This is a genomic window from Variovorax soli, from assembly GCF_031454625.1.
Classification (GTDB): Bacteria; Pseudomonadota; Gammaproteobacteria; order Burkholderiales; family Burkholderiaceae_C; genus Variovorax; species Variovorax soli_A.
Window position 1 is genome coordinate 92,408 of the sequence record NZ_JAVDRF010000007.1, and the last position, 12,517, is coordinate 104,924.

Genomic DNA, 12,517 nt, shown 5'->3' on the forward strand with positions numbered 1-12,517 from the left:
TCCCATGCTCGAAACCAAGGATCTGACGATCCGCTTTGGTGGCCATGTCGCGGTCAGCGCCGTGAGCTGCGCGTTCGCACCCGGCACGCTGACGGCGATCGTCGGTCCGAACGGCGCGGGCAAGACCACCTACTTCAATCTCATCTCGGGGCAGCTCAAGGCGAGCGCCGGGACGGTGTCGCTGGACGGGCAGATGCTGTCGGGCATGAGCGCCTCGGCGCGCACGCGTGCGGGCCTGGGCCGGGCCTTCCAGCTGACCAATTTGTTTCCCAATCTCACGGTGCTGGAGAACGTGCGCCTCGCGGTGCAGGCCACGCGCGAAGGGCCGCATCGGCGCGGGCTCAACCTGTGGAGCGTCTGGAGCGACCACCGCGCGTTGACCGAGCGGGCCGACCGCATCCTGGCCGAGGTCGCGCTCAAGGCCAAGGAGCACGCGGCGGTGGCGAGCCTGCCGCATGGCGACCAGCGCAAGCTGGAGGTGGCGCTGCTGATGGCGCTGGAGCCCAAGGTCTTCATGTTCGACGAGCCGACGGCCGGCATGAATGCGGCCGAGGCGCCGGTGATCCTGGACCTGATCCGCGCGCTCAAGAAAGACAAGACCAAGACCATCCTGCTGGTGGAGCACAAGATGGACGTGGTGCGCGAACTGGCGGACCGGATCATCGTGCTGCACAACGGGCAGCTGGTGGCCGATGGGGAACCGGCGGAGGTGATCGCCTCGCCGGTGGTGCAGGAAGCCTATCTGGGCGTGGCGAAGGAGCGGCAACCATGAGCGCGAACCTGTTGAGCCTCGAAGGCGTCCACACCCACATCGGCGCGTACCACATCCTCCACGGCGTCGACCTCGCGGTGCCCAGGGGCCAGCTCACCATGCTGCTCGGGCGCAACGGCGCCGGCAAGACCACGACGCTGCGGACCATCATGGGCCTGTGGCACGCATCCCAGGGCCGCGTGCGCTTCGGCGAGCGCGACATCACGGCCCTGCACACGCCGCAGATCGCCGAGCTGGGCATCGCCTATGTACCCGAGAACATGGGCATCTTCTCCGACCTCACCGTGAGGGAGAACATGCTGCTTGCGGCCCGTGGCGCCAGCAATGCCGCGCAGATGGACGAGGCGCGCCTGAAATGGATCTTCGAGCTCTTCCCCGCGGTGCAGAAGTTCTGGGACCACCCCGCGGGCAAGCTCTCGGGCGGGCAGAAGCAGATGCTGGCCGTCTCGCGCGCCATCGTCGAGCCGCGCGAGCTGCTGATCGTCGACGAGCCCAGCAAGGGCCTGGCGCCCGCGATCATCAACAACATGATCGAGGCCTTTGACGCGCTCAAGAAAAGCGGCGTGACGATCCTGCTGGTGGAGCAGAACATCCACTTCGCGCAGCGCCTGGGCGACACGGTCGCGGTCATGGACAACGGGCGCGTGGTGCACAGCGGAAGCATGGCGGCTTTCTCGGCCGACGAGGAACTGCAGCGGTCGCTGCTGGGGTTGGCGCTATGAAGCTCGATTTCGACTGGAAACCCTTGCTGCTGGCCCCGGTGCTCGCGCTGGCCGCGCTGCCGCTGACCGGCTCCTTCTCCACCTGGCTCACGCTCACCGTCGCCGGCCTGGCGATGGGCATGATCGTGTTCATCATCGCCTCGGGCCTGACCCTGGTCTTCGGTTTGATGGACGTGCTCAACTTCGGCCACGGCGTCTTCATCGCGCTGGGCGCCTTCGTCGCCAGCACCGTGCTCGGCGGCATGGGCGACTGGACCGGCTCGCAGGAGATCTGGCGCAATCTGGTCGCCGTGTTCCCCGCGATGCTGGTGGCGATGGCGGTGGCCGGCGCGATCGGCCTGGCCTTCGAGCGCTTCATCGTGCGGCCGGTCTATGGGCAGCACCTGAAGCAGATCCTGATCACCATGGGCGGCATGATCATCGGCGAGGAGCTGATCAAGGTCATCTGGGGCCCGGGCCAGATTCCGCTCCCTTTGCCCGATGGCCTGCGCGGATCGCTGCTGATCGGCGATGCGGCGATCAGCAAGTACCGCCTGCTCGCGGTGGCGGTCGGGCTGGTGGTGTTCGGCGTGCTGGCCTGGACGCTGGCCCGCACCAAGATCGGCCTGCTGATCCGCGCGGGCGTTCAGGACCGGGAGATGGTCGAGTCGCTGGGCTACCGCATCCGCCGGCTTTTCATCGGCGTGTTCGTGGTCGGCAGCGCACTGGCGGGCCTGGGCGGCGTGATGTGGGGCCTCTTCCAGCAGAACCTGATCCCGCAGATGGGCGCGCAGGTCAACGTGCTGATCTTCATCGTGATCATCATCGGCGGGCTGGGCTCGACCACCGGCGCGTTGATCGGCGCCTTGCTGGTCGGCCTCATGACCAACTACACCGGCTTCCTGCTGCCCGTGGCCACGCAGTTCGCCAGCATCGTGCTGATGGTGGCGGTGCTGCTGTGGCGGCCCCAAGGCGTGTATCCGGTTGCGAACCGATGAGCGGGTGGAGCCTCCCATGCTGAATCGCATCCTCTCCAACGACCTCCCGCGCAGCCGAGTGCTGGCCGTGCTGCTGGTGCTGCTGCTGGTCGGCCTGGCTTTCGCGCCTTTCATCTTCCCGGGCGTCAAGGCGCTGAGCGTGGCGGCCAAGGTGCTGGTGTTCATCGTGCTGGTCGCGAGCTTCGACCTGCTCCTGGGCTACACCGGCATCGTGAGCTTCGCCCACACGATGTTCTTCGGCATCGGCGCCTACGGCATCGCGATCTCGGCGACGCGGCTGGGGCCGGGCTGGGGCGCGGTGCTGCTCGGGCTGGGCGCGGCGCTGGTCGTGTCGCTGCTGCTGTCGCTGGCGATCGGCCTGTTCTCGCTGCGCGTGCGGGCCATCTTCTTCGCGATGATCACGCTGGCGGTGGCTTCGGCCTTCCAGACCCTGGCCTCGCAACTGTCGGACTTCACCGGCGGCGAGGACGGCCTGACCTTCAAGATGCCGGAGCTGATCTCGCCTTCCTTCGAGTTCGCCGAAGCGCCATTCCTCGGCGTCTCGCTCGACGGACGCCTGCTGTGCTATTACCTGCTTTTCGTCGCCGCGGTGGTGCTGGTGCTGGCGCTGCTGCGCATCGTGAACTCGCCCTTCGGCCGGGTGTTGCAGGCGATCCGCGAGAACGAGTTCCGCGCCGAGGCGATCGGCTACCGCGTCGTGGTCTACCGGACCACGGCCTCGGTGCTGTCGGCGCTCTTCGCCACGCTCGCGGGCACGATGCTGGCGATCTGGCTGCGCTACAACGGGCCGGACACCTCGCTGTCCTTCGAGATCATGATCGACGTGCTGCTGATCGTGGTGATCGGCGGCATGGGCACCGTCTACGGCGCGGCCATCGGCGCCGCGCTCTTCGTGGTCGCGCAGAGCTACCTGCAGGATCTTCTGAGGGTGGGCAACGAGGCCGTGAGCGGCGTGCCGGGCCTGGCGGCGCTGCTGTCGCCGGACCGCTGGCTGCTGTGGCTGGGCGTGCTGTTCGTGCTCTCCGTCTATTACTTCCCGACCGGCATCGTCGGCCGCTTACGTGCAAGGGCTCGGAAATGAACTCCCCCACCTCGAACTACCTGCAGATCGCCGGCCGCGAGATCCACTGGATGGACTGGGGCAGTCAGGGCGGCCCCGTGGTCATCGCCTGGCATGGCCTGGCGCGCACCTGCCGCGACATGGATGAGCTGGCCGCGCATTTCGCCGAGCGCGGCTTCCGCGTGGTCTGCCCCGACACCATCGGCCGCGGGCTGAGCCAGTGGAGCCCGGTGCCCGACGACGAGTACCAGCTGTCCTTCTACGCGCGCCTCGCGGTCGGTCTGTGCGACGCGCTGGCGCTCGAGCGCGTGCACTGGGTCGGCACCTCGATGGGCGGCGCAATCGGCCTGGTCTGTGCGGGCGGGCAGGTCGAGCCGCGCATGAAGTCGCGCATCGCCAGCCTGGTGCTCAACGACAACGCGCCGCAGATCGCCGATGCCGCCGTGGAGCGGATCCGCTCCTATGCAGGCCAGCCGCCGGCCTTCGACACCGTGACCGAGCTCGAGGCTTTCTTCCGCACGGTCTACAAGCCTTACGGATGGCTCAGCGACACGCAATGGCGGCGGCTCACGGAGACCTCGACGCGCCGGCTGCCCGATGGCCGCGTGACGCCGCACTACGACCCGGCCATGGTGCAGCAGTTCGTCGCGCATCCCGAGGACTACCTGCTGTGGCCGCATTACGACGCGATCGAGGTGCCCGTGCTGTGCCTGCGCGGAGCGGACTCCGACCTGGTGCTGCCCGCGACGCTGGCCGAAATGCAGCGCCGCGGCCCCGGCGCGGCTGGTCGCCTGCAGGTCATCGAGGTGCCGGGCTGCGGCCATGCGCCGGCGCTCAACGTGCCCGGGCACCTGGCGCCGATCGAGGCCTTTGTGCGCGCCGCAGGCGCCTAGCTGCGAAGCTCGCCACAATCGGACGCCGAATCAACCCGGAGTTCATCCATGGCGCTCTCGTTCTACGACATCTCGGTCCCGATCTTCCTGCGCGGACTCGGCCAACTCTCCCATCTGCTGGACAAGGGGCTCGCGCATGCGCAGGCCTCCGGCATCGACCCCACGACGCTCGTCAACGCGCGCCTCGCGCCCGACATGTACCCCTTGGCCGGACAGGTCCAGAGCGCCAGCGATGCCTCCAAGCTGGGCACGGCGCGGCTGGCCGGGCTCACCGCCCCCAGCTTTCCGGACACCGAAACCACTTACGCGGAATTGCAGGCCCGCATCGCGAAGACGGTGGACTATCTGCAGAGCGTGGACCGCGCGCTGATCGACGGCTTCGAAGACCGCCCCGTCACGATGAAGGCGCGGGGCAACGAGCTGAACTTCACCGCGCAGCGCTACCTGCTTCAGTTCGCGCTGCCCAACTTCTTCTTCCACGTGACCACTGCGTACGACATCCTGCGGCACAGCGGCGTAGCGATCGGGAAGATGGACTACCTGGGGCGCTTCTGAGAGGAACGGGAACGTGCGCGGAAAGCGGACAGCCGAACGCAGAAAGCGCAGTGGCGACGCAGACGACGCAGTCCCGGTTTCAAGCCCGGGTCGGCCACCCGCTTAGATGGCGCTCCGCGATCGCAGCCAGCGCCGTGATCCAGTCGCCGCGGTCGTTGAGGCAGGGGATGTAGTGAAATTCCTTGCCGCCCGCCTGCAGGAAGGCATCGCGTCCTTCGATCGCGATCTCTTCCAGCGTCTCCAGGCAGTCGGCCGGGAAGCCGGGGCACAGCACGTCGACGCGCGCGACACCTGAGGCGCCCAGCTCACGCAGCGTGGGCTCGGTGTAGGGCTCCAACCACTTCGCGCGGCCGAAGCGCGACTGGAAGGTGATGCGGTATTGCGAGTCCGCCAACTTCAGGCGCTCGATCAGCCACCGCGCGGTCGCGAGGCACTGGGCCTGGTAGGGGTCGCCGAGGCGGATGTTGCGTTCCGGAATGCCGTGGAAACTCATCAGCAGCCGGTCCGGCCGGCCATGGTGCTTCCAGTGGTCCTCGACGCTCTTGGCCAGCGCTTCGATGTAGAGCGGCTCGCCATGGTAGTCGTTGACGAAGCGGAACTCCGGCACGCGGCGCTTGCGCGCGCTCCAGGCGTTGATCGCATCGATCACGCTGGCGGTGGTGGTGCCCGAGTACTGGGGGTACGCCTGCAGGACCAGCACGCGGGTGGCGCCCTCCGCTTCGAGCGCATCGAGCTGCGCGGCGATCGAAGGCCGGCCGTAGCGCATGGCCTCGCGCACCGTCACGCGGTGGCCCCGTTCACCCAGCCAGCCGGCCAGCAGCTTCGCCTGCTTCTGCGTCCAGACCTTGAGCGGCGCGCCCTCGGGCATCCAGATGCCGGCGTACTTGGCGGCGGATTTCGCGGGCCGCGTGCGCAGGATGATGCCGTACAGGATCGGCGTCCACAGCGCCTTGGGGATCTCGACCACACGCGGGTCGCCGAGGAAGTCGGACAGGTAGGACCGTACCGCTTGCGCGGTCGGCTCGTCGGGCGAGCCGAGGTTGCACCAGAGCACGGCGGTGCGCTCCTGGTCGATTGCGGCTGCAGGAGCTTCAGGGCGAAAAGGCATGCGCTATTCTCGGCCATGGCCTTTGCGACCCCCGATTCACTTGCGCTCGACGTGAAGCGCATCGCCGCCATCTCGCTCGATCTCGACGACACGCTCTGGCCCATCTGGCCCACCATCGAGCGGGCCGAGCGCGTGCTCTACGAATGGCTGCTGCGCGAGGCGCCGAAGACCGCGAGCCTGCTCATCACCCCGGGCGTGCTGCGCGAGCTGCGCGAGGCCACGGAGAAGGAGCGTTCCGACCTGGCCCACGACCTGAGTGCCCTGCGCCGCGAATCCATACGCACCGCGCTCAAGCGAGCGCACGAGGACCCGGCACTGGCCGATCCCGCCTTCGAGGTCTTCTTCGCCGAGCGCCAGCGCGTGACGCTCTACGACGATGCATTGCCCGCGCTCAGGTGGCTCAGCGAACGCTATCCGCTGGTGGCGATCTCCAATGGCAACGCGGACGTTCACCTGGCCGGCGTGGGGCGGTGGTTCCGCGCGGCCTTCAGTGCCCGCGAGTTCGGCAGCGGCAAGCCCCACTCGGCGATCTTCCGCGCTGCCGCTGCCTCGGTCGGCCTGGCGCCGGAGGATGTGCTGCACGTGGGCGACGACGCGGCGCTGGACGTCGTGGGTGCACTCGGCGCCGGCATGCAGGCCGCCTGGCTGGTCCGCGACGAACGGCCCTGGGAGCACGGCGCGCGGCCGCAGCTGATCGTGCCCGACCTGCACGCGCTGTGCGGGGCGCTCGATACCTGAATTGCTGCCTCCCTAAACGGGCCCGAGGCCGGCAGCCGCTTTGCCGCTGCGCACCGCGCCCTCGATCGTCGCCGGGTAGGGACCCTCGACATAGTCGCCACAGGCCGAGAGTCCGGCCGCGATGCGCGCAGCCGGGCGTTCCAACCCCGGCGAACAGGCAAAGGTGGCGCGCTTCTCGACCACCGTCAGCAATGGCTGCAGACCGCCGAGCCCCAACTGCGCGCGGGCTTGCGCCAGCACCTGCTGCTGCAGCGCCTCGCGCTCCTCGCCGTTCGCGCTGACCACGAAAGCCATCAGGCCCTGCGGGCCGCCGAGCTGCCCGCGGTCGAAGACGAACTGTGCCGGCGCGCCCGCGGACGATCGCAGCGCGAGCAGCGGTGCCGCCAGCGCCGGGCCCCCGGTGACATAGACGGTGGCGATGGCTTCGTGCTGCAGCGCCTGGGCCGACTGCGACCAGGCGGCAGCTTCGAGCAGGCCGGCGCCGGCCGTGAGCCGCGCGGCTTCCCACGGCGGGCAGGCGAGCACCACGCGGTCGAAGCGCTCGCCGTCGACTTGCCAGCCGATGGTGTCGCGGCCGATGGCCTGCACGCGCGTGCCGGCGAGCACGCGCGCGCCGTGCTGCGCGAGCCAGCGCGCCGCCGCGTCCGGCAGCAGCGCGCCCAGGTCGACGCGGGGCAGCAGCAGGTCGGCGCCGCCGCGTTCGGTGAAAAGGGCATCGTGCAGCACGCGCAGGAAGACCTGGGCGCTGGCGCGCTCCGGGGGCGTATTGAGGGCCGAGATGCACAGCGGCTCGACCAGCTCGCGCCGCACGCGCGCCGTCAGGCCCTCGCACAGCTGCGCGACCGAGGTCCGGGGATCGCAAAGAAAGCCGCCGGCGCGCCAGGCGAGCGCGCGGCGCAGCAGCGCGGCCTTGTCGCGCAAGGACCAGCCGCGAGCGCGGAGGATGCCGGCCAGCAGGTCCAGCGGCGGACGCCAGCCCGCAGGGACCGCGAGGCCGCCTCCGTCGGCGAAGCGCAGTTGCAGCGGCATCCGGTGCAACACTGCGGCAGGATCGATCCCCAACTCGCGCATCAGGCCCAGGGTCGCGCTGTAGGCGCCGATCAGGATGTGTTGGCCGTTGTCGAGCAGCACCGGCGCGCCGTCGGGCAACTGGGCGGGCAGTGCTCGCGCCCGGCCGCCGAGGGTGCGCGCGGCCTCGAACACCGTCACGGCGTGGCCGGCGCGCGTGGCCTCGATCGCGCAAGCCAGGCCGGCCCAGCCGGCGCCGATGACGGCGATGTTTTTTTTCTTCACGGGCGAGGCGGCAAGCCGAGGGCCGTCATAGCTTGCCGAGGGCCTGCACGCGCCACGCGAGCCAGAACTTGCGCAGCGGCGTCAGGCTCACGCGCTGGTCCAGCACATGAAAGCCGTCGCGTTCGATCTCGCGCAGCAGGGTGCGGTAGATGCTGGCCATCATCAGGCCCGGCTTCTGCGCGCGCCGGTCGGCCGGGGGCAGCAGGGCGAGCGCTTCGTCATAGACCGCATGGGCGCGCTGTGCCTGGAACTTCATGAGTGCCACGAAGCGTTCCGAGTGCAGCCGATTGAGCAGCTCGTGCGCCTTGACGTCGTACTGCTGCAGCTCGTTGACCGGCAGGTAGATGCGCCCGCGCAGCGCGTCCTCGCCGACGTCGCGGATGATGTTGGTCAGCTGCAGCGCGAGCCCCAGCTTGTGGGCGTAGGCCGTGGTCTGCGGCTCGGTCTGGCCGAAGATGCGCGCTGCCCCTTCGCCCACCACGCCCGCCACCAGGTGGCAGTAGCGCTTGAGCGCCGCGAAGTCGAGGTAGCGGGTCTGGTCCAGGTCCATCTGGCAGCCGTCGATCACCTCGTGCAGCTGGCGTGCCTCGATGCCGTAGGTGCCGGCGTGCGGCATCAGCGCCTGCATCACCGGATGCTGCGGATGGCCGGCGAAGGCCTGCGCGACTTCCTTGCGCCACCAGGCCAGCTTGGTGGCGGCCACGCCGGGGTCGCTGACCTCGTCCACCACGTCGTCGACCTCGCGGCAGAAGGCATAGAACGCGGTGATGGCGGCGCGCCGCGGCTTGGGAAGGAACAGGAAGGCGTAGTAGAAGCTGCTGCCCGAGGCGGCAGCCTTGTCCTGGACGTACTGCTCGGGCGTCATCGTGGAAAACTCTTCATCGCGGGCGATTGTCTCCGCATCCTCAGGGCGCGCCAGGCCAGGCGCGGTGCGTCGGCCTTGCCGAGGGTCGGGCGCTGGGACCAGCTATCGAAGCCCAGCGCCTCGATCTTGTCGAGGATGCGCAAGCCACCCTGGACCACGAAGCGCAGCTCCCAGCCGGCGCGGCCCGGCAGGCGGTGTACCAACGGGGTGCCTTCGTTCATCAGTTCGCGCGCCCAGGCCACCTGGGCTGCGACCAGCCCGATGGCGGACGGCGGCGGCGCGGCCGGTGCCAGCGGCATGAAGCCGCGCAAGTCCTCGGCCGCGAGGCCGTGCGACGCGAGCTCGGCTGCGGGCAGGTAGCAGCGGCCGCGCGGGAGGTCGACGCTGAGGTCCTGCCAGAAGTTGATCAGCTGCAGCGCGCTGCAGATGGCGTCGCTGCGCGCCAGGGCCTGCGCGTCATCCACGCCGTAGAGATGCAGCAGCAGCCGGCCGATCGGGTTGGCCGAGCGCCGGCAGTAGTGAAGCAGCTCGGCGCGGTCGGCATAGCCGCCGGCGTCCCGGGTCTTCTCGATGTCCTGCACGAAGGCGGAGAGCAGGTCGGCCAGCAGGGCCTCGGGCAGGGCGAAGTCCCGCATGGCTTGCGAGAGCGGGCCGAACACCTGGGGCCAACGCGGCGAAGGCGCGGCGGCGCGGGCCGCGGCCGCGAGCTCGGCGCGAAAGGCCCGCAGGTCCGCGAGGCGCCGGTCCGCATCGGCCTCGCCTTCGTCGGCGATGTCGTCGGCCGTGCGGGCGAAGGCATAGATCGCCGCGATGGGCGGCCGCAGCCGCGGCGGGCACAGCCAGGAGGCGACCGGAAAATTCTCGTAGTGGGTGGGCGCCGCGGCGGCGGCAGGGCAGGGCGTGGAAGGCACGCGCCGGATTGTCGTGTACCGCGCGCAGTACCATCGTCGCGCCCCAGCCACCCCCCTTTGTCATGACATCACCCGCGCAGACGCTGAGCCCCGCCGATTCCGGCACCCATGCAAAGGCCGGGCCCGGCCTGATGATCGCCGCGCTCGGCGTGGTCTTCGGGGACATCGGCACCTCGCCGCTCTATGCCTTCAAGGAAACGCTCAATCCCGAACACGGCGTGGCCTTCTCGCCGGATGCGGTGCTGGGCCTGCTGTCGCTGATCTTCTGGGGCCTGATGTTCGTGGTGACGCTGAAGTACGTGGTCTTCGTGCTGCGCGCGGACCACGACGGCGAGGGCGGCATCCTGGCCCTGCAGGCATTGGCGCGCAACGCGGTCGCCGGCACGCAGGCGCGGCCCTGGATCTGGAAGGCGATCAGCGCATTGGGCCTGGTCGGCGCCGCGATGTTCTACGGCGATAGCCTGATCACGCCGGCCATCTCGGTGCTCTCCGCGGTCGAGGGACTGGAGGTCGAGGCCCATGCGCTCAAGTCCTTCGTGATCCCGATCACGCTCCTGATCCTTGTCGGCCTGTTCGCAGTGCAGCGCCGCGGCACCGGCGTCGTCGGCAAGATCTTCGGCCCGGTGATGCTGCTGTGGTTCCTGGTGATCGGGCTGATGGGCTTTTGGCAGGTGCTGCAGCAGCCGCAGGTGCTGGCGGCGCTCGATCCACGCCGGGCGGCGGGCTTTCTGCTGACACACCGTGTCCAGTCGCTGGGGGTGATGGGCGCGGTGTTCCTGGCCTTCACGGGCGGCGAGGCGCTGTATGCCGACATGGGGCATTTCGGCGCCCGGCCGATCCGCCTGGCCTGGATGTTCCTGGCCTTGCCCGGCCTGGTGCTCAACTACTTCGGGCAGGGGGCGCTGGTGCTGGCCAATCCAGCGGCGGTGGACAACCCTTTCTTCCGGTTGTTCCCGGGATGGAGCCTGCTGCCGATGGTGGTGCTCGCGGCGATGGCCACGGTGATCGCCTCGCAGGCGGTGATCTCGGGCGCGTTCTCGCTGACCGCGCAAGCCATGCGCATGGGCTATCTCCCGCGCATGCGGGTGGTGCAGACCTCGGGCGAGGCCATCGGCCAGATCTACGTGCCTGCGGTCAACTGGCTGCTGATGGCGGGCGTGCTGGCGCTGGTGCTTGGGTTCCGCAGCTCCAGTGCCCTGTCGGCGGCCTATGGCATTGCCGTCTCGGTCACGATGGTCAGCACCACGCTGCTGGCCGGCATCGTGGCCTTCAAGCTGTGGCACTGGAACCGTGTGGCGGTGGTGCTGGGCGTGCTCGCTTTCGCAGCGGTGGACCTGGGCTTCGTCGTGGCCAACAGCCTCAAGATCCACGAGGGCGGCTGGCTCACGCTGGTGGTGGCCGCGTTCGCGCTGCTGATCTTCACCACCTGGGCCAAGGGGCGGCGCCTCGGGCTGGAGGCCGCCGCGGCGCAGCGTGTGCCGCTCGATCCCTTCGTCGAATCGCTCGCGCTCAACATGCCGCATCGCGTGCATGGGACCGCCGTGTTCCTCAACCCTGACATCGACACGGTGCCGCATGCGCTGATGCACAACCTCAAGCACAACCAGGTGCTGCACGAGCAGGTGATCCTGCTGCGCGTGGAGGCCTGCGACACCCCGCGCGTCGACGCGCGGCAGCGCATCGAGGCCCGGTTGCTGGGGCACGGCATCTGGGTCGTGACGGCGCGCCACGGGTTCATGGAACGGGCGGATGTGCCCGAGTTCATCCGCATCCTGGCCTACCAGAAGGCGCTGGCGATCGAGTCGATGAGCAGCTCGTACTTCGTCTCGCGGGCCACGCTGGGCGACAAGCCGCTGCCGGGCATGAACCCGTTGCGGCGGGCGCTGTTCGCCTGGATGCAGCGCAATGCCGGGCGCGCCTCGGACTACTTCGTGATCCCGGGCAACAGCTTGGTCGAACTGGGTCAGCGGACGTAGGCCACAAAGCTCCGAAGTCCATGGCGATCAAGCTTGCGATCTTTGACTTTGACGGAACGCTCGCAGATACCTATCCGCTGTTCATGGACTCCCTCGATGTGCTTGCCGCGACCCACGGCTTTCGGCGTTTGGCTTGCCATGAACGGCAAAGACTGCGGGGATTGAGTGCCACTGAGGTGATTCGGGAGCTTCAGCTGCCGTTATGGAAAGTGCCCGCCGTGCTCTCGGATTTTCGGAAGATCATGCGCCGTCGAATTGATGAAGCTCGACTGTTTTCAGGTATGGCCAGCGTCCTTTGCGCGATGGTGCAGAAGGACATCAAGGTAGCCATCGCGACCTCGAACTCGATCGACAACGTGAGAGCGATATTGGGCGATCCGTTGCTCAGTCGGTTCGCAATGCTCGAATGCGGGTCGACGCTGTTCGGAAAATCACACCGCTTGCGTCGAATCTTGAAGAAGACCGAGGTCATGAGGGCGCAGGCGATCTACATCGGCGATGAGATTCGCGATGCCGAGGCGGCCAAAAAGATGGGAATTTCGTTTGGCGCCGTCGCGTGGGGGTACACGGATGTCGAAGTGCTGCTGCGCACGAACCCCTTGAAGGTCTTCCGGACGCCGACGGACATCCTTGCGATCTGAACCGGC

General features: G+C 68.7%; 13 protein-coding genes. 9 read left to right on the top strand and 4 right to left on the bottom strand.

All coding sequences use genetic code 11. From position 1 onward, the window contains the following. The first annotated feature begins 4 nt into the window (after positions 1–4). From J2739_RS17135 to J2739_RS17160, 6 genes are read left to right on the top strand one after another with little or no spacing between them, the layout of a single operon-like run. The gene (locus J2739_RS17135) at positions 5–772 is read left to right on the top strand and encodes an ABC transporter ATP-binding protein (protein ID WP_309903736.1); all 768 of its coding nucleotides are present in this window, start codon (positions 5–7) and stop codon (positions 770–772) included. Further along, the gene (locus J2739_RS17140) at positions 769–1,494 is read left to right on the top strand and encodes an ABC transporter ATP-binding protein (RefSeq protein ID WP_309903738.1); all 726 of its coding nucleotides are present in this window, start codon (positions 769–771) and stop codon (positions 1,492–1,494) included. Before J2739_RS17135 ends, J2739_RS17140 begins: the two co-directional genes overlap by 4 nt. Further along, positions 1,491–2,471, top strand: coding sequence for a branched-chain amino acid ABC transporter permease (locus tag J2739_RS17145; RefSeq protein ID WP_309903740.1), 981 nt, complete (start codon positions 1,491–1,493; stop codon positions 2,469–2,471). The genes J2739_RS17140 and J2739_RS17145 overlap by 4 nt, the downstream gene beginning before the upstream one ends. A 16-nt stretch (positions 2,472–2,487) precedes the next feature. After that, positions 2,488–3,552 (top strand): branched-chain amino acid ABC transporter permease, encoded by a 1,065-nt coding sequence (locus J2739_RS17150; protein ID WP_309903742.1) that lies wholly within the window; start codon positions 2,488–2,490, stop codon positions 3,550–3,552. Then, the gene (locus J2739_RS17155; protein ID WP_309903745.1) at positions 3,549–4,424 is read left to right on the top strand and encodes an alpha/beta fold hydrolase; all 876 of its coding nucleotides are present in this window, start codon (positions 3,549–3,551) and stop codon (positions 4,422–4,424) included. The genes J2739_RS17150 and J2739_RS17155 overlap by 4 nt, the downstream gene beginning before the upstream one ends. 48 nt (positions 4,425–4,472) lie before the next feature. Then, on the top strand, positions 4,473–4,979 hold the full coding sequence (locus tag J2739_RS17160; RefSeq protein WP_309903747.1) for a DUF1993 domain-containing protein: 507 nt from the start codon (positions 4,473–4,475) through the stop codon (positions 4,977–4,979). Positions 4,980–5,058: 79 nt separating this feature from the next. Here J2739_RS17160 and hemH read toward each other — a convergent pair whose 3' ends face one another. Next, positions 5,059–6,087 (bottom strand): ferrochelatase, encoded by a 1,029-nt coding sequence (gene hemH, locus J2739_RS17165; protein ID WP_309903749.1) that lies wholly within the window; start codon positions 6,085–6,087, stop codon positions 5,059–5,061. A gap of 15 nt (positions 6,088–6,102) precedes the next feature. On the opposite strand from hemH, the gene J2739_RS17170 reads away from it, so the two are divergent. Further along, positions 6,103–6,825, top strand: a complete 723-nt coding sequence (locus J2739_RS17170) for an HAD family hydrolase (RefSeq protein WP_309903751.1) — start codon at positions 6,103–6,105, stop codon at positions 6,823–6,825. A gap of 12 nt (positions 6,826–6,837) precedes the next feature. Here the strand turns inward: J2739_RS17170 and hpnE are convergent, their stop codons facing one another. Genes hpnE through hpnC form a run of 3 tightly spaced genes read right to left on the bottom strand, consistent with a single transcriptional unit; the run spans position 6,838 to position 9,894 of the window. Then, entirely contained in the window at positions 6,838–8,118 is a 1,281-nt protein-coding gene (gene hpnE, locus J2739_RS17175) for a hydroxysqualene dehydroxylase HpnE (RefSeq protein ID WP_309903753.1), read from the bottom strand. 25 nt (positions 8,119–8,143) lie between these two features. Then, on the bottom strand, positions 8,144–8,983 hold the full coding sequence (hpnD, locus tag J2739_RS17180) for a presqualene diphosphate synthase HpnD (protein ID WP_309903755.1): 840 nt from the start codon (positions 8,981–8,983) through the stop codon (positions 8,144–8,146). Then, positions 8,980–9,894, bottom strand: coding sequence for a squalene synthase HpnC (gene hpnC, locus J2739_RS17185; RefSeq protein ID WP_309903757.1), 915 nt, complete (start codon positions 9,892–9,894; stop codon positions 8,980–8,982). Before hpnC ends, hpnD begins: the two co-directional genes overlap by 4 nt. Positions 9,895–9,956: 62 nt before the next feature. Here hpnC and J2739_RS17190 point away from each other — a divergent pair, with 62 nt between their 5' ends. Both J2739_RS17190 and J2739_RS17195 read left to right on the top strand, forming a co-directional pair. After that, positions 9,957–11,870 (top strand): potassium transporter Kup, encoded by a 1,914-nt coding sequence (locus J2739_RS17190; protein WP_405053902.1) that lies wholly within the window; start codon positions 9,957–9,959, stop codon positions 11,868–11,870. A gap of 20 nt (positions 11,871–11,890) precedes the next feature. Continuing rightward, a complete protein-coding gene (locus J2739_RS17195; protein WP_309903759.1) occupies positions 11,891–12,511 on the top strand; it encodes an HAD hydrolase-like protein in 621 nt (206 codons plus the stop codon). Positions 12,512–12,517 lie beyond the last annotated feature (6 nt).